The organism is Alkalibaculum bacchi (genome assembly GCF_003317055.1).
Lineage (GTDB): Bacteria > Bacillota > Clostridia > Eubacteriales > Alkalibacteraceae > Alkalibaculum > Alkalibaculum bacchi.
In genome coordinates this window covers 133,321-151,315 of record NZ_QNRX01000004.1, presented here as the reverse complement: position 1 = coordinate 151,315, position 17,995 = coordinate 133,321, and the positions used below count along the sequence as shown (strand labels likewise).

Genomic DNA, 17,995 nt, shown 5'->3' with positions numbered 1-17,995 from the left:
TCGCTTGGCTCGTTGTTCATCGTACATTATACTTATTCATACAAAGATTTATGCCTTCTTTTACAAAAAACAGGGCTGCTTTTGCTGCTTTTTCAACGGTCTCTTTTACAATGGATAATTCGTCAGGAGTAAATTTGCCTAAAACGTATTTATCTAATGGTATATTGTCCTGTTTTCCAATACCTAATCGTATTCTGGCCATTTCATCGCTTTTTAGATGGTAAATGACAGAACGCATTCCATTGTGTGTTCCTGCGCTGCCTTTTTGCCTTATTCGCATTTTTCCTACATCAATGTCAATATCATCGTAAATAATCAGAAGATCTTCCATATCCAAATCGTAGTAATCTACTACATCAAATACACTTTCTCCACTTAAATTCATAAAGGTCTGAGGCTTTACTAGAAGGACCTTTTCGCCATCTAAGAAAAATGTTCCTATAAGAGATTTACCCTTTGATTTAAAGTGCACCGCATAACTATCAGCAATAGCATCGATGACTTGAAATCCTATATTATGTCTCGTATGGGCATACTGGTCTCCAGGATTGCCTAAACCAACTATTGCTTTCAAAGAATCACCTGTTTCTAATTAGTCGAATAGTTTACTCAAAGATTTGCTATCATGAACTCGCTCGATAGCTTTTGCAAAAATAGGTCCTACTGATAATATGGTCATTTTATCGAGTTTCTTTTCTTCTGGAATTTGTATTGTATTAAGTACAACAACTTCTTTAATATTATCCGTTTTCAATCTTTCTATAGCTGGACCTGAAAGCACACCATGGGTACATACTGTGTACACATTTTTAGCTCCTAATTTTATAAGTGCCTCTGCTCCATTGCATATGGTTCCAGCAGTATCAATCATATCATCTATTACAATACAGTTTTTTCCTACGATATCTCCGATAATATTCATTACTTCAGAGACATTTGCCTTAGGTCTTCTCTTATCAATGATAGCAAGAGGTGCCTCAAGCTTCTGGGCAAGCAATCTTGATCTCTTTACACTACCTGCATCTGGTGAAACAACTACTAAATCCGAAAGATTTAATTCATTGAAATAATCTGCTAAAATATTCATACCTAATAAATGATCTACAGGCACATTAAAAAACCCTTGAATTTGAGTTGCATGTAAATCCATAGTGATTACACGATCTGCTCCTGCTACTGTAATTAAATCTGCTACTAATTTTGCAGTAATAGGATCTCGAGATTTTGCTTTTCGATCTTGTCTTCCATATCCATAATAAGGGATTACTGCATTGATTCTTCCTGCAGATGCTCTCTTCATTGCATCGATAATGATTAACAGTTCCATTAAATTGTCGTTAACTGGATTAGATGTAGACTGAATTACGTAGACATCAGCTCCTCTTACCGTTTCATTAACATTAACTGAGATTTCTCCATCACTAAAAGTTTGAATTGTTGCATTGGTCAACGGAATGTCTAATATTTGTGATATCTCCTGTGCAAGTATGGGATTAGAATTTCCCGCAATTAGCTTCACTCCCTGAAATTTACCATCCATTATAAACTATTTCCTCCTTAGAATATGTGTTCTTTTATTTATTTTTTATATAGCCTACTTTATTAATTTGTTTACATCGTGCAATAGCTAAAGTATCCTCTTCAACAGGTTCTGTTATTGTGGAACCTGCTGCAATGTATGAACCTTTTTTTATATTAGCTGGTGCGATTAAATTTACATTGCATCCTATAAAGCAATCATCTTCTACTATGGTTTGATGCTTTTTCTTCCCATCGTAGTTTACAAATACTACTCCACAACCTAAATTTACCCCAGAGCCTACTTTAGCATCTCCTATATAGGTTAAATGTGATGCCTTTGTATCATTTCCTATAGTGCTATTTTTAACCTCGACAAAATCTCCTATTTTAACCCTTTCTCCAATGGTACAATTAGGGCGAATATAGGCGTATGGACCGACTTTTGTCTCGTTCATGATTTCGCTCTCAAGTACTGTAGAACTTTGAATATCTACTCTATCTCCAATTTGACTACTGACAATTTTACAATTTGTACCAATAGTGGTTTTTTCTCCGATAACAGTATCGCCTTCAATTATCGTTCCAGGATAGATAATCGTATCTCTACCTATGATAACATCTGCACCGATATAAGTACAGTTTGGATCAATAATAGTAACCCCAGCGTCCATTAATTTATTATTAATTCGCCTTCTCATAATGAAATCGGCTTCAGCTAATTCTCTCTTTGAATTGACTGCTTTAATATCTTCTTCACAAGTATTATATACCCCTGCTATAAGATGATCTTTTTTCATGATTTCAATTACATCTGTCAGGTAGTATTCTCCTTGTGCATTATCATTTGTCAATTTAGATAATGCATCTACAAGATCCTTTCCTTTAAAACAGTATACCCCTGAGTTAATTTCTTGTATTTGCTTTTCCTGTTCAGTAGCATCTTTTTGTTCGACAATTTTCAGCAAATTTCCACCTTGATCTTTAACTATCCTACCATATCCATGAGGACTTTTTGTAGTAGCAGTTAATACCGTTACACTATTTTTATTTTTTTCATGAAGCTTTATAAATTTATCTAATGTGTGAGAAGATATTAAAGGTGCATCTCCCATAAGAACGATAATATTGCTTTCAAGATTTTCTTCTAATATGTCTTTTGCCTGCATAATGGCATGACCTGTTCCTAATTGCTGTTCTTGAAGAACGTACTCTACTGTATCTTCTAAAGCTTTTCGAATTTCTTCGTGTTTATGACCTACTACTACGTATTTTTTTGTTATAGATGCATCTGTGCAATGGTCTAGTACATGCTGAATCAACGATTTCCCGCAAATTTTATGTAAAACTTTCGGCATATCGGATTTCATTCTTGTCCCTTGTCCTGCAGCTAAAATAATCGCAATATTTTCCTTCATTGATACCCTCTCCTTTAAAAGCATACTGCACACTTATTATATAGATTTTTATAATTTTTGTATAGGAAAAAATATAGTCGCTAGTCCTTAGCCACTAGCTTGCATGGATTCCTCTTAAGCTCTATGGCTACTTTAAGTAGCCTTTATGCTAGGGACTAAAGACTAGGGACTTCCTTTTAGCTTGTTCTTTCCCGACCAACCGTTTAGAACATGCAAAAAAGAGGGGGTATCCCCTCTTTCTTCATGTACTTGATTCTTATTCTTCCTCTGTTGCTACAACACCTTCTGCTTCTACAAACTCTTCTTCTAATAATACTGCGTTGTACTTATCCAATACAGCATCTTGAATCATAGTACGAGTATTCATATTAATGGGATGCGCAATGTCTTTAAAATCACCATCTGGTGTCTTTCTACTTGGCATTGCAATAAAATAACCATTTTGTCCTTCTATTACTTTGATATCGTGTACAACGAATTGATCATCAAATGTAACAGAGACTATCGCTTTCATCTTTCCATCTTTAGAAATTTTTCTAATACGTACATCAGTAATTTGCATATTATGTCCCCCCTCAGGATCTTATGTATAGGTATATATATATTATTCGATATAAACTTTAAAACTCCTTCTTTTTTTTAAAACTTTTTTATTATTTTTCACAAAGTAGGGGAAAAGCGCCTTCGACGCTTTCGTTCTAAGTTATATGTTGTAAGCTCTATGTAAATGATTTAGGTCACCAATGGTGACCGTTGCCCTTAAGTATTTACATATCAATAAGAACTTTATTCAAAGGGAGAAGTTTCCTACTAGAGAGCTATGCGAAAACAGTGCTTTTGCTGTAGTTTCTGAAGTGATGCTGTCTAACTAGTAATTAAAGTACAGTATCCCCCTTTTTATAAGGCACAATTTCAATCGCTTCACTGTTTGAGTTTAGATTTTTGAGAATCATTAGAGGCTCGTAGTCTTTTATTAGTTTGTTTTGAGGTGCTTCAGATGCTATTAATACAGAAATGCCTTCTACAATAGTATTAAATTCTTTTAATAAATTTATTATTCCTAAGGCAGTACCTCCACCCTTCATAAAATCATCTACAATAATGACCTTTGATCCATCTTTTAAAGATCTCTTTGGCAAAGAAATCGTGCGGACTGTACTGCTGGTCCCAGAAATATAATTAATGCTGACAGTAGCTCCATCTGTAACCTTATTACCTCTTCGAACAATTACCAAGGGGCGATTCAAATACCTGGCAGTCATCATGGCAATGGGAATCCCTTTAGTCTCCATGGTCACTACATAATCGATATCCTTATAAATATAATCTCCAGCAATAATCTTTCCAATTCTATCTACGTATTCTGAAGAATAAATAATATCTGTATAATATAAATACCCTCCAGAGATGATTCGATTTTGATCTTGGAGCATGGTACACATTTCATCAATAAACTGCTCTCTATCGCTGTTATCTAAAACTGGAATGTATTTAACCCCACCAGCAGCACCTGATACGGTTTCAACTTTCCCCATCTTCAACTCCTCTATTGTCTTTTTAACTACAGCCACATCTTCGCTAATGCTTGACTTTGCAGCAGTTAATAATTCACTAAAATAATTATAAGTAATCACTTGATTTGGATGATCCGCTAAAACTTTTATAATAGCTCCTATCCGTTCGTTTCTTTTAAATTTCTCCATTCTACACCCCTAAACACGAATATTAAACAAATGATATCTCAATTTCATTCATATTTCAACTAGATTTCACAGGTTTTTATAAAATAAAAATAAAATAAGTGAGTACTATTTACTATGTGGTATAATATTCGTGCAAGCAGACTACGGAATTTATTTAAAGTATAATATTCTGAAGAAAATGGTAATAATAATAATAGTGGACTATTTGTAACTGGGGGTTTTATAATGAAATTTTATTTAGAAAAAATGTTAAATAAAAAAATTAATCTAGTACATTTTATAGGTATTGGCGGTACTAGCATGAGCGGACTAGCTCAAATAACTATGAATAAAGGCATAGGTGTTTCTGGTTCAGATATGAAAAGCTCAAACTATACAGAAAAGTTAGTCGCTAAAGGAGCAAAAGTCTACATAGGTCATGATGAAAAAAATATTACTGACAATTGTGATTTGGTTGTTTATTCCGCTGCGATCAACGGAGAAAATCCTGAAATATTAAAGGCAAAAGAGCTAAACATTCCTTTAATGGAGCGTTCCGACTTTTTAGGAGCATTGACAAAAGATTTTGGCGAAACCGTAGCTGTAGCAGGTACTCATGGTAAGACCACTACCTCATCTATTGTTTCCTCTCTATTATTTAATGCAGATTTAGATCCTACTGTAAGCATTGGTGGTAGTTTAGACTTAATAGGTGGAAATTATCGAGTTGGTCAAAGCGGATATTTTGTAACAGAAGCATGTGAATACGTAGATAGCTTTTTAAAATCTCATCACAAAATTGGTATTATTCTCAATATTGAATTAGACCACATTGATTACTTTAAAGACCTAGATCAAATGAAGAAATCTTTTCATCAATTTGCAAAAATCCTTCCATCTGATGGGGTCTTAATCGCATATGGGGATTCAAAAGATGTTTTAGATGTCACAAAGGACTTAGACTGTGCCGTGGTGACTTTTGGACTAAAAAACACCAATCAATGGCAAGCCATGAATATTACCTATGATCACTTAGGCAAACCAAGTTTTGATGTGTACAATAATGGTAGTTTGTTTGGGCATTTTAAATTAGATGTACCAGGCGAACACAATATACTCAATTCTCTAGCCTCTATTATTTGTGCCAATCACTTAAATATATCAAAGGAAATTATAGAAGATACTTTGTCCGATTTCCAAGGTGCTCATAGGCGTTTTGAGTTCAGAGGCGAAGTAAATAATATTAAAGTATTTGAAGATTATGCTCATCATCCTACAGAATTAAAAGTTACGGTTAGTGCTTGTACGAACTATGACTATAATAAATTATGGGTAGTCTTCCAAGCGCATACCTTCTCAAGAGCTTACTATTTCTTTGATGATTTTGTAAACTCCTTTAAGGGCGCAGATTTTGTTATTATCAATGATATTTACTCTGATAGAGAAGCTAATTCTTTTAATATTCATGCGGAAGACTTAGTAAAAGCAGTAGAAGACCGATTAGGAATACCTGCAAAACATATTAGTGAATTTAAAGACATTGTTAAATACCTTGTAGATAATACGGTAAAAGATGATTTTGTACTAGTAGCTGGATCTCAAACAATCAATCAGGTGGCTTTTGATTTAGTAGATGCCTTAAAAGAAAAATACGAAGGCTAAGCCTTCGTATTTTTCTTTTAGTCCTTAGGTGCTAGTCGTTAGTCACTAGCTTTTAGGGTATTACTCTTGGGTCATTTTGCTACCGAAGGTAGCATTTGAGTAAAAACTAAAAAAGTGCGGAGGTTAACCTCCGTACTTTTTAGTCACTAGACTATAGTCAGTAGCTTTTCAAAATTTCCTCGAAATTTTGCTTTACGAGCCCTCTGGGCACAAAAAGCTAGGGTCTAGTGTCTAGCAGCTAGTGACTGCCTTTAAGGTAGTCTTTTATTCCTTGGATCGTGTCGTCGCTGATTACGTGTTCTATTTTACATGCATCTTCTTCTGCCACTTCTTCAGATACTTTTGCGGTCTTCATTAAAAAGGCTGTGAGTAATTGATGCCTTTCAAATATGGATTCTGCTTTTTCTCGACCTTCATCTGTTAAATTGATTAAGCCGTGTTCATCGACTATTATATAGCCTGAATCCTTTAGTATACCTACTGCGCGACTTACACTAGGCTTGCTAAAATCAAGTTCTCTTGCAATGTCAATGGATCTTACGGAACCATTTCTCTTATGAAGAACAAAAATAGTTTCTAAATAATTTTCTCCAGATTCATACATGCTGTTTCCTCCATACGATTACTATAACGCAGCCTTATAGATGATCTTATTTCTTTAAAAGTAATTTTGTAAGAATTTCTAAATCACTAAAACATCCACTTACTGCTTAATATATCATATCCTATTTCCCAGAAATTTTCCAGCGGTTCAGGATTTAATCTAGGATTCTCTCTTTTAAACTACTATTTTTATCAATGTACAACAATAATGGATACCCTAGAACATATGTAACAATAGCTTGCCCTAACCCTACATAAAGAACAGAAGGAAGGTATGGAACACCTAGTGCTTGCCACAATACATATGGAACCACTAGCGCATTGACGATAATTGATGGAAGAGGTACAAATGCTTTTGTCTTTATTTTAGATGCCCAAAGAGCTGCTACAAGGGTACTTAAACTCCCCAAGACTACATCAAGCATACCTAAAGGGCTACCAAAAAAGTTGGCTAACAAACACCCAATAAAGAGCCCTGGAATAGATGCCTTTGTAAAATAAGGCAATACTGTAAGAGCCTCCGAAATCCTCATCTGCAAACTCCCATAACTTAAAGGGGCCACGAGTACTGTTACTGCCGCATAGATGGCGGCGATAATACCTGCTTTGGCGATAAAACGCACTTTCTCATTCATTTCTTTTCCTCCATAGTTTTATTTTGCGACAGGATGGTTTCGAACTGTCGTAGGTAGTTATTGTATACTTTTCGAAGGAGATTTTCAAGTGTAAACGCGGAAAGCGACGTGAAGAAGATTGGAAAGGTGGTCAGGTGGTCAGGTGGTCGGGTGGTCAGCAAAGGCATTTATGCCACTGAAGGTAGCTTTATTGAAGTAGAACAGAGTCATTCACACCTACATTTATCGTCTATAGACGAAGTAAAACAATAATCTCGCCTTTGGCGAGTTGTGCCTTTCCTGACCACCTTAAAGCTGACCACCTGACCACCTCATATGATATAATATGAACAACAAAATCTAAAGCAGGAGTTGATTACTATGGAATACGGTTTGGTCCTTGGTGGTGGGGGGACTATGGGGTCTTATGAAATTGGTGTGTGGAAGGCTTTAAAAGAATTAGGTATCAATATTACTGCCGTTTCTGGAACTTCTATAGGTGCTATTAATGGTGCTATTATTGCTCAAAACGACTTAGAATGGGCTATAGATTTTTGGACTAATGTAAAAATTGAAGATGTGTTCTCTATCGATAAAGAGTCTTTAGAAAAATATAATTCTGAATGGGTCAGACTGGATTTTCGTACTCTTTTATCTACTTTTAGAACATTGCTCTCCGACGGCGGCTTAGATATTGGCCCTCTGAAAGAGAATATGAATAAGTATATATGTGAAGATAGGATTCGAAAATCCCCCATTAAACTAGGGCTAGTAACCATATCTCTTACAGATTTAAAACCTATTGAGCTGATGATTGACCAAATACCTCAGGGAAAATTAAACGACTATTTACTGGCTAGTGCAGCTTTACCTGCATTTAAGAAACATGAAATCGATGGCACTGTTTTTTTAGATGGAGGCTTCTATGATAATCTTCCTGTAAAACTTCTTACTTCATGTGGTTATGAGAACTTGATTACAGTGTCTCTTATGGGTTTTGGTATTAAAACAAAAACAAAAATAAAAGACTTAAATATCATAAACATTGACCCTTCTGATCAACTCGGCGGCGTATTAGACTTTACTCCTAATTTAATGAGGAGAAATATTCAATTAGGGTATTTAGATACTTTAAGAAAATTTGGTAGATTAAGTGGGTTTTGTTATTATATTGATCTTGAGAAAGAAGATTCGTATTACGCTAGGTTTTCTGAGAAGTTGGGAAATCCTCTAAAGGGTGAAGTAAATAAGAAGCTCCCCTTACTCCTTGGCGTAGATTCTATTGAATCTAAATTTGATTTAATACCTCCTATACTAAACCTCCTTAACCGTACAAAGTATAAAAACAAGAGCATCCCATTGAGTTTGCTGGAGATTACTGCTAATCAACTCAATATAGAGCGTTTAAAAGTATATAAACCTAGTGAACTTATTCGTGAGATCTTAATTGCTGTAAATAATTTAATACAAGATAATATTCAACTCATTAGGAGCACAGACAATATCACCAGTATCTTTAAAACACCTAGTGAATTATCTACTATTCCATTAACTAATCTTACATTTATGAGCTACTATATGTATTTTATTAGTCTTCAGACGAGCTCTGTAAACCTTATGACTAAACTAGTCAGTCTTTTCTCTCCAGAGACGGTGTTGTCGATTGTGACATTGCTCTATTTGACGGATAAATAAACAGCCTGGCACTTCGCCAGGCTGTTTTGCTTCAGATTTTAACTTATAAGTATAAAGGTGCCAGATGCTTCAAAAGGTTGAAAGCAGAATGCTGAACGCTGAAAACTACGCTCACCCGGAGGCGAATAATGACGTTCCTAACCTAATATCTAGCTTTACCATAGCTTACTATCGCATAGTTATAATACAGGGATTCTTCGCTACGCTCTGAATGACTGGGGCAGTTAGTTTGGGTCAGTCTCTGAAGTCAAAGATCCTTCGCTAGCGCTCCAGGATGACAAAAGCAGGAGCTTGGGCTAGCTTCGTTGGCCTTTACCTTGCCCGAAGGCGAGTTTTGCTTACCACCTTACCACCTTACTATCTTACCACCTTAATTCGCTCCACAACACTTCTTGTACTTCTTCCCACTTCCACATGGACATGGGTCATTTCTGCCTACTTTGTTTGTGTTGACAAAAGTTTTTGATTTATTGTACTCTTTTGAGATTTCTTTTCTTTCTTTTTCTGTAAAGATATTAGACCATTCTTCAAGATTGTAAAGCCATTCTGCTGGAACTGCTAACATGTTTTTATAAAGCTCTCTAAAATTGATTTCTAATGTAATGGTGCTCTCTTCTTCTAATGAAGATATGTCTAAAGAATTCTTTATGCTTTCATTGATTCCATCTAAAAAACCTATGAAGTATGGGATTTCCATATTATATTTTTGAGTTAATTCCTTTACTGTTCCTTCTACAACAGCATCCTTATTTGCAAGTATATCTTGGTAAATATTTTTTTCTTGTTCGCAATAATCGACCCAAAAATCCCGCTGTTTTTCTTCATCTGTTGATGCTTCTTCAATTATTTTTTTCCATTGTTCATATAAACTCATTTGTACCCTCCATTTTTAAACTCCCAGCCACCAATCCCTAAGTATTGTACTCGAGCATTCTTTTTTGGTTGTTTTAGCTAATTTAAGTAGTCTAAACGGATTGCTGACCGTTGACGGCTTTCCTTTTTTCTCAATGAATTATATACGATAATTCATTTTTTTACAATGAATTACTACACATTAATTGAAATATAATAATATTGCTGTCAATTGTTTAAATTCTTAGATAATGGGTATATCTAAATTGAACAAAGATTAGAATGGAGTGATTTTAATATGCATCATTTATTAGCAGAAACGATACAAAGTGGAGATTGGAAAAACGAAAAACACGTACCAGTAATTACAGCACCTCAAAGTGTTAAAAAAGATGAGACCTTTGACGTCGTAGTAAGCATCGGCAATGAAATCTCTCATCCTAATACATTAGAACATCACATTGTATGGATTAAAGTTTTCTTTAAACCAGAAGGAAGCAAATTCCCTATAGAAATTGGAAATGTAAATTTCAGCGCTCACGGCGAATCTGAAGTCTACAGCGATTATTATGGAGTAGTAAAGACAAAAGTACAAACACCAGGTACACTTTATGCACTAAGCTATTGCAATATTCACGGATTATGGCAATCCTCTTCCGATATTAAATGTGATTGATCCCCTTCCCCAATAGTTATAAATAGAGAAAAAACCAATGAATTTGATTCATTGGTTTTTTCTCTATTTTGGTTGGACGGCAAATATGCGACTGACGTCGCAATGAACAGTGAATATGGAACAATGAATAATGAACAATATTAAAGACTAGACAAATAATCGCATATTTGTACTATTCATTATTCAACATTCATTTTTCATTGTTCATTAAAAGTTTTTATATAACTACTGTGCTTAATATACAATAGATACCTTAGTGAGATCCTTCGTTGCTTGATTCCTAATGGAGTCTACATCTCTTTTCTTAGCTAATTAGCTACATTTCCAACATTCCAACTAGCGAGTTCAGCATTCAGCTGTAAAAACGGCGTGCGCCGTTTTTACAAATGCACTTCCTCCCTCTGAATATCATAAACCTCAATATAAGGATTAGACTCAATGTAATCAAGGATATTATTTAATTTCTTATCTGCGTCCTTTAAGTTTAAGGAACAAAAGGCAAAGCTAAGCTGGGACTTTTGCCAAAAATCTTGAAAATCGCTTTCTATAATAGAGATAAAATGCTTTTTCTTCGTTCGTTCAATAATGCTCTTTACCACACTTCGCTTTTCTTTTAATGTGGTAGCATCCTGTATGCGCATCTCTACTTGACAAATTAAAGCAACCACTTTTCACACCACCCTGTTGTTTGTACTTTATTCTATTGTACCCCTTTTGGGGAACAGTAATTGAACAATTGTTGAGCAATAGTTTAACTGTGGTTAAACCATCGTTAAACACTTGTTAGAATTGTTAAGCTAAGATTCTTCGCTAAGGCTCAGAATGACAGAGTGGGAGCCAAAATGACGGCGTAGAAGTCAGAATCAAGGTCAGATTTTTATTATACGAAAAAAGCGCCTTTCAGCGCTTTTTTCCATATAGGTAGAGAAGTCATAATGCCACCAAGCTTTTTCTTACCACCTTACCACCTGACTACCTTACCACCTGCCTTTAGACATTTTCCTTCATCATATTAATCAATCCACCTGCAAGAATCATTTCTTTTTGGCGATCTGTAATGTCTAGAACTACTTTTATTTCTTTTCCAGTTGTTTCATTTTTTACAATGAGCTCTTTAGCTTCTACTCCAGCTAATACATTGTCTAGTGATAAGCGATCCCTTAGATTTAAGCTATCATAGTCTTTTTCATCTTTAAAGATTAATGGAAGTATTCCATTATTTATTAAGTTATTCTTGTGGATTCGAGCAAAGGATTTTGCGATTACTGCCTTAATTCCTAAATACAATGGGGCAAGAGCTGCATGTTCTCTACTTGATCCTTGTCCATAATTGTGACCTGCTACAATGATTCCACCATCTTGCTCTTTAGCCCTTGCTGGGAACTCAGGATCACATGGCGTTAAACAGTAATCTGATAAGTAAGGAATATTCGATCTATATGGCAATAGTTTTGCATTCGATGGCATAATGTGGTCTGTTGTAATATTGTCTTCTACAACGATCAACACATTTTTGTGAATGCTATCTTTTAATTTTTCTGTTTTAGGGAATGGCTTAATATTTGGTCCTTTTATAACTTCTACTTCTTCCCCTTCCTCAGCTGGCACAACAAACATATTGTCATGGACTTTAAATTCTTTAGCTACTTCTACGCCTGCTACAGCCTCACCTACTTTACCTACAGGATTTGTAATTACTCCATGGATAGCTGATATAGCAGCTACTTCAGGGCTTACTAAGTAAACATCTGCATCTGTAGTTCCAGAGCGTCCCTTAAAGTTTCGGTTAAATGTTCTTAAAGAAATGCCTTTTGTATTTGGAGATTGTCCCATACCTATACATGGACCACAGCCACATTCTAGTATTCTTGCACCAGCATCGATCATCTTCGCTAAAGAGCCGTTTTCTGCAAGCATATTTAGTACTTGTTTTGAACCCGGAGAAATTACTAGGGATACTTCCTCTGCTACCGTATTGCCTTCAAGAATGCTCGCTACCTTCATTAAGTCATATAATGAGGAGTTCGTACAAGAACCTATAGCTACTTGATTGATTTTCATTCCCTCTAGTTCATCTATAGGTTTTATATTGTCAGGACTGTGTGGCGCTGCTGCCATAGGTACTAATTGGCCTAAGTCTATTACGGTCTCTTCGTCATAGATAGCATCTACATCTGCATTTAGAGGGATAAAATCGTCTTCTCTCTTTTGTGCTTTAAGGAAAAGTTTTGTTTCTTCGTCAGATGGGAAAATAGATGTAGTCGCACCTAGTTCAGCACCCATGTTGGTAATAGTAGCTCGATCTGGTACAGATAAAGACTTTACACCTTCTCCAACGTATTCGAAAACTCTATTGATTCCACCTTTTACAGTAAATCGCTTTAACACTTCTAATATAATGTCTTTTGATGTTACTCCTGGTTGTAATTTCCCTTTTAGCTCTACTTTTACGATCTCAGGCATTGTAATATAGTATTCACCACCAGCCATGGCAACTGCTACATCAAGACCCCCTGCACCAATGGCCAACATACCTATACCTCCACCAGTTGGTGTGTGGCTATCAGAACCCAGTAAAGTTTCACCTGGCTTGCCAAATCGTTCGATATTGACTTGATGACATATTCCATTTCCTGGTTTAGAAAAGATAATACCGTGTTTTTTAGCTACAGTTTGAATGTATATATGGTCATCCATATTTTCTGGACCAGTTTGTAGCATATTGTGATCAATATACGCGATAGACTTCTTTGTCTTTACTTTAGGTACATCCATTGCTTCAAATTGAAGATAAGCCATTGTTCCAGTAGAATCTTGTGTTAGTGTATTGTCAATTCGAATGCCAATTTCTGTACCTCGAATCATTTCTCCTACGACTAAATGTTCTTTGATGATTTTTTCCGTTAGCGTTAATCCCATTTTGCTCCACCTTTCTTAATTTACTTCATCTAATTGATCCATCTCTAAATTTGCCAACTCTACTGAAAAGTATCTGTTAGTCAAATTTACTAATTCATTGCTCGTAATATCTGTATTTCTTCCACTTTCATATTCGTTGTCTATCCAATTCTTAATGGATTGAACCCTTAAATCCCTTTTGTTAATCTTATTATGACCTTTTAAATTGTAATAAGAGTTAATCCAAGCAGTAATACCAGCAAGACCTGAACTTTGATTAACTTTTATGACTACTGGGCTATTAAGGATTTTTTTCGTGTCAAAGGAATTGTAAATCGGCTCATACTTAAGTATACCATCGGCGTGAACGCCAGCTTTGGTCATATTAAATTCAGAACCTACAAATGGTCTTTTGGCATCTATAGTATAATCAAACTCTCTCGAAAAATACTCACAAACTTCTCGTATCAATTCTAATCGAATTCCCTTTTGTCCTTTTAATTGGGCGTATTCAACAAGCATAGCCTCAAGAGGGCTATTTCCTGTTCTCTCCCCAACCCCTAGTAATGTTGTATTTACAGAGGCTGCACCATATAACCAGGCGCTTGTAGAATTGGTTACTACATTGTGATAATCATTATGACCATGCCATTCCAGAGCTTTAGAGGGAATTCCGCATTCTTCACGTAAACCGCTAATGATGGCGGGGACACTTCTAGGTAACTCTACTCCTCCGTATGGAAGACCTAGTCCAAGGGTATCACATGCTCTAAATTTTGCCTGGATATTTGCTTTCTTTCCTAGCTCGTTTATGTTTTTTACTAAAGGAACGACGAAGCCATAGAAATCTGCCCGAGTAATATCCTCTAAATGACATCTTGGCGTAATACCTGCGTCTAAAGCTTTGTTGGCCACAGTTATATACTTTTCCATAGCTTCTCTTCGATTTAGTCCTAGCTTTTTAAAGATGTGGTAATCCGAGCAAGACATTAACATACCAGTCTCTTTGATTTCCATCTTTTTTACCAACTCAAAATCTTTTTCGTCTGCCCTAATCCAGGATGTAATCTGTGGAAACTCATATCCTCTTTCTTGGCACTTTCTAACAGCTTCTCGGTCTCGGCTAGAATATAAAAAGAACTCTGATTGTCGAATAACGCCCATATTGTTGTCAATTTCATGCAGGTAATCATAAAGCTTTAGAATCTGCCTTACTGTAAAAGAGGACATAGATTGCTGACCATCCCGAAAGGTAGTATCTGTAATCCAGATCTCTTCTGGCAGATTTAAAGGTACAATTTTATTATTAATGGCTACCTTAGGTATTTCTTCATACGGAAAATATTCATTATATAAATTCGCTTCTGTTACATCTATAGGTTTATACTTATACTCTTTGCTCATATATCTGCCTCCCGTTTGCAAGTTTAATTATTAGGATTTCAATTACACCTGGATATATATTCATAACATTATGAATTATATTCCTTGTTCACATGCATAATTAGGATTTCAGAGCAAATTTCATTCCTTCTAAATCCCAATTCCCTATTCTGGTATAATAGTATTTTATATCACAAATATGCGCAGATTGCTTCAGTCACTTCTCAGTTTTGGTCGTTGGCATCTGCTCATAGAAACCATCCCATTTTCTCGTGCAAACACGAAAAACATCCTAATTTCTGTGAGCCAATCTGTTGATTCGAATATTATATCATTATTATTCAGTATATTCAATCGGGTGAAAGTTTTTTTAAAAAACTTTCATTTATTTGTTTCCAATGTGTCTTTTCCTTTGAGGTTTATCTGCAGAGCACTATGGTCTAAAAGGTTTTGCTTAAAACTTACAACGTACAACTTAGAAATGAAGCGCTACAGGTGCTTCTAGAAGCTGACAAAGCCTACTTTTTTCTTTACTTTACTTAGAGTCTTATTGGAAACTCTTCTAGCGACTTCTGTGCTCTCTTTTAGAATTTCTTCCATATATCCTTTTTCATTTAATAATTTTGTATATTCCCTTTGAATGGGCTCTAAGAGATTTGCTACGGATTCACCTACTGCAAGTTTAAAGTCTCCATAACCCTTTCCTTGAAATTCTCTTTCGATTTCTTCATAGGATTTATTTGTGGCTACACTATAGATTTCCATTAAATTAGAAATTCCTCGCTTGTTCTCTTCATCGTATCGAACTTCTGCCTCTGAATCTGTTACAGCTCTTTTAAACTTTTTAATAATCGTATCTTTATGATCTGTCATAGAGACAAAAGCATTAATATTTTCATCTGATTTTGACATCTTCTTCTCTGGCTCTTGCAAACTCATTACCCTAGCCCCTGCTTTTGGAATATAAGGTTCTGGAATTGTGAATGTAGGTGAGAAAGTATTATTAAAGCGCTGAGCAATATCCCTTGTAAGTTCTAGATGCTGCTTTTGGTCTTGTCCAACAGGTACTAAATCAGCTTGATATAAGAGAATATCTGCAGCCATAAGCACTGGGTAATCGTATAAGCCAACGCGTATATTTTCACCTTGCTTTCTAGACTTGTCCTTAAATTGAGTCATGCGGCTTAACTCTCCCATATAAGAGAAGCAATTTAAAATCCAAGCCAATTCAGCATGACCTGACACATGAGACTGATAATAAATTGTAGCCTTTTTAGGATCTAGCCCACAAGCTAATAACATTGCCAATGCGTTTTTGCTATTTTGTCGTAAGTCCTTTGGCACTTGTGGAACGGTAATTGCATGCAAGTCTACTACACAGTAATAGCAATTGTATTCATCCTGTAATTCAACCCAATTCTTTAAAGCGCCAAAATAATTACCAATAGTGAATACACCAGAAGGCTGTATTCCACTAAATAAAATCTTCTTTTGTTCTTCCATTCTTTTCTCCTTTGTATATTAGTTGTAAGTTCTATGTTTTAAGTTTTAAGTTCTATGTTTTAAGTTCTATGTTAAAGCATCTAAGACGACTAGTTAACAATAGTTAAGCGGTTGTTTAAAAGATGGTTAAACGGTAGTTAAACAATTGTTTAAAGCTTCTACATATCATAATTTATCAGTTGTTTTTTCAGCTTTCTGCTTTCAGCTATTAAAACTTATGCATTCCTTTTAAGTCGCGCTTTGCGGGTCTTTAGATTCTTCGCTTCGCTCAAGAATGACTGAGGCAGTTAGCTGAGACTAGCTCTGTGGGTCTTCTTTATGTGCCAAAGGCACATTTTTGACCCTAGCTACTGCGTAAGTCATCCTAGAGGAGCTTGCGACGAAGGATCTTATGTTTTCACTATCTCGCCCAAGGCGGTTTTTTCTTCAGCTTCCCACTTTTAAGTTTTTCCCGCCCAACCGTCCAACCGAGTACTCAATCTCCCTCTAACAACTTTACCTTATCTAGTGAATATTCACCAATCTCCAATCGATTCAGGGTTGCCTTAAACTCTTCTATGCCATTTGTGGTGTATATTTGGACAGTGTGATCTTGACATTGGCGTAAAAAGTTCTTTTCCTCTAAATAAGTCTGGATTTTTTTTACTTGTTTGCTTGCAGGATTAATGAGTACTAGATTAGGGTAAAGTTCTTGGATTTCTTTTTGAATAATGGGAAAATGACTACAACCTAATATAAGTTCTTTTATATTCCCCTTCTCTAGAATAGGGTCTATGCACTCTTTAATGTGAATATCTAGTAAATCTCTTCGCTCCAAATGATCGTTTATAATTTTGGGAAGCTTTCGACTATCATTGGATAAAATTGTTTTACTTGAGTCCATTTTTTCTAGTGTTCTTTCATATACGCTGCTTTTTACTGTAGCAACTGTAGCAATTAAGCCAATCTCACTATTTACAGTAGCATCTAAAGCCGCTTCACAACCCGCTTCAATTATGCCAAATAAGGGCACATTGCTCCTCAATTTGTGTATCTGAGATGAGACCGTGTTACAGGCAAGAAGGATACCTTTTACGCCTATATTTTCTAAAAATTCAATAATCTTATTTGCTAAATATACAATTTCTTCTTCTGTTTTATTTCCGTAGGGCATTCTCTTAGAGTCACCAAAATAGATGACATTCTCGCAAGGCAATAAGCGAATCAACTCCTTAGCAACAGTCAATCCGCCTACTCCAGAATCCATGACCCCAATAGGTAAATCCTTATTACCCAAATAGATCAACTCTTTCTGTTTTAGAATCTTTTTTATTATATCATAAACATTTACTAGTCACTAGTTATTCTCTGACAAAAGGCATAGGGTGGCAGATAGTCAACTTATGCGAGGTGGTCAGGTGGTAAGCAAATGCATAGCAAGAGTCGTATACTCGCACTGTTCGCTGTTCAATGTTCAGTTTTCATTGTTCACTGAAGATTTTATATAACTAT

General features: G+C 35.5%; 17 protein-coding genes. 4 read left to right on the top strand and 13 right to left on the bottom strand.

What is annotated here, in order from left to right:
* Positions 1-16: 16 nt before the first annotated feature.
* The 5 genes from pth to purR all read right to left on the bottom strand — a co-directional run bounded on the left by pth (position 17) and on the right by purR (position 4,639).
* Positions 17-574 carry an aminoacyl-tRNA hydrolase gene (pth, locus tag DES36_RS04390; RefSeq protein ID WP_113920013.1) on the bottom strand — a complete coding sequence of 186 codons (558 nt, stop codon included), beginning with the start codon at positions 572-574 and terminating at the stop codon, positions 17-19.
* Positions 575-592: 18 nt separating this feature from the next.
* Positions 593-1,540 carry a ribose-phosphate diphosphokinase gene (locus DES36_RS04385; RefSeq protein WP_113920012.1) on the bottom strand — a complete coding sequence of 316 codons (948 nt, stop codon included), beginning with the start codon at positions 1,538-1,540 and terminating at the stop codon, positions 593-595.
* 34 nt (positions 1,541-1,574) lie between these two features.
* A complete protein-coding gene (glmU, locus tag DES36_RS04380; protein ID WP_113920011.1) occupies positions 1,575-2,936 on the bottom strand; it encodes a bifunctional UDP-N-acetylglucosamine diphosphorylase/glucosamine-1-phosphate N-acetyltransferase GlmU in 1,362 nt (453 codons plus the stop codon).
* Between the two features lie 256 nt (positions 2,937-3,192).
* Positions 3,193-3,498, bottom strand: coding sequence for a septation regulator SpoVG (gene spoVG / locus DES36_RS04375; protein ID WP_113920010.1), 306 nt, complete (start codon positions 3,496-3,498; stop codon positions 3,193-3,195).
* A gap of 313 nt (positions 3,499-3,811) precedes the next feature.
* Positions 3,812-4,639, bottom strand: coding sequence for a pur operon repressor (gene purR / locus DES36_RS04370; protein ID WP_113920009.1), 828 nt, complete (start codon positions 4,637-4,639; stop codon positions 3,812-3,814).
* Between the two features lie 225 nt (positions 4,640-4,864).
* Here purR and murC point away from each other — a divergent pair, with 225 nt between their 5' ends.
* The gene (gene murC / locus DES36_RS04365) at positions 4,865-6,280 is read left to right on the top strand and encodes a UDP-N-acetylmuramate--L-alanine ligase (RefSeq protein ID WP_113920008.1); all 1,416 of its coding nucleotides are present in this window, start codon (positions 4,865-4,867) and stop codon (positions 6,278-6,280) included.
* 238 nt (positions 6,281-6,518) lie between these two features.
* Here murC and DES36_RS04360 read toward each other — a convergent pair whose 3' ends face one another.
* Positions 6,519-6,884 carry a metal-dependent transcriptional regulator gene (locus tag DES36_RS04360; RefSeq protein WP_113920007.1) on the bottom strand — a complete coding sequence of 122 codons (366 nt, stop codon included), beginning with the start codon at positions 6,882-6,884 and terminating at the stop codon, positions 6,519-6,521.
* Between the two features lie 154 nt (positions 6,885-7,038).
* A complete protein-coding gene (locus tag DES36_RS04355; RefSeq protein ID WP_113920006.1) occupies positions 7,039-7,518 on the bottom strand; it encodes a QueT transporter family protein in 480 nt (159 codons plus the stop codon).
* A 108-nt stretch (positions 7,519-7,626) separates the two neighbouring features.
* Between DES36_RS04355 and DES36_RS14735 the strand changes: the two genes are divergently transcribed.
* On the top strand, positions 7,627-7,770 hold the full coding sequence (locus tag DES36_RS14735) for a hypothetical protein (protein WP_170128168.1): 144 nt from the start codon (positions 7,627-7,629) through the stop codon (positions 7,768-7,770).
* A 108-nt stretch (positions 7,771-7,878) separates the two neighbouring features.
* Positions 7,879-9,192 (top strand): patatin-like phospholipase family protein, encoded by a 1,314-nt coding sequence (locus tag DES36_RS04350; RefSeq protein WP_113920005.1) that lies wholly within the window; start codon positions 7,879-7,881, stop codon positions 9,190-9,192.
* A gap of 370 nt (positions 9,193-9,562) precedes the next feature.
* On the opposite strand, the gene DES36_RS04345 is transcribed toward DES36_RS04350, so the two are convergent.
* Positions 9,563-10,066 carry an SEC-C metal-binding domain-containing protein gene (locus DES36_RS04345; RefSeq protein ID WP_113920004.1) on the bottom strand — a complete coding sequence of 168 codons (504 nt, stop codon included), beginning with the start codon at positions 10,064-10,066 and terminating at the stop codon, positions 9,563-9,565.
* Between the two features lie 276 nt (positions 10,067-10,342).
* Here DES36_RS04345 and DES36_RS04340 point away from each other — a divergent pair, with 276 nt between their 5' ends.
* On the top strand, positions 10,343-10,720 hold the full coding sequence (locus DES36_RS04340) for a class II SORL domain-containing protein (RefSeq protein ID WP_113920003.1): 378 nt from the start codon (positions 10,343-10,345) through the stop codon (positions 10,718-10,720).
* A gap of 380 nt (positions 10,721-11,100) precedes the next feature.
* Here DES36_RS04340 and DES36_RS04335 read toward each other — a convergent pair whose 3' ends face one another.
* The 5 genes from DES36_RS04335 to murI all read right to left on the bottom strand — a co-directional run bounded on the left by DES36_RS04335 (position 11,101) and on the right by murI (position 17,780).
* On the bottom strand, positions 11,101-11,388 hold the full coding sequence (locus tag DES36_RS04335) for a DUF503 domain-containing protein (RefSeq protein WP_113920002.1): 288 nt from the start codon (positions 11,386-11,388) through the stop codon (positions 11,101-11,103).
* A gap of 322 nt (positions 11,389-11,710) precedes the next feature.
* Positions 11,711-13,639 (bottom strand): aconitate hydratase, encoded by a 1,929-nt coding sequence (locus DES36_RS04330; protein ID WP_113920001.1) that lies wholly within the window; start codon positions 13,637-13,639, stop codon positions 11,711-11,713.
* 15 nt (positions 13,640-13,654) lie between these two features.
* The gene (locus tag DES36_RS04325) at positions 13,655-15,022 is read right to left on the bottom strand and encodes a beta/alpha barrel domain-containing protein (protein ID WP_113920000.1); all 1,368 of its coding nucleotides are present in this window, start codon (positions 15,020-15,022) and stop codon (positions 13,655-13,657) included.
* 480 nt (positions 15,023-15,502) lie between these two features.
* Positions 15,503-16,504, bottom strand: a complete 1,002-nt coding sequence (gene trpS / locus DES36_RS04320; protein ID WP_113919999.1) for a tryptophan--tRNA ligase — start codon at positions 16,502-16,504, stop codon at positions 15,503-15,505.
* Positions 16,505-16,979: 475 nt separating this feature from the next.
* Complete coding sequence (gene murI, locus DES36_RS04315) at positions 16,980-17,780, bottom strand: glutamate racemase (RefSeq protein ID WP_113919998.1); 801 nt, start codon at positions 17,778-17,780, stop codon at positions 16,980-16,982.
* Between the last annotated feature and the right edge of the window lie 215 nt (positions 17,781-17,995).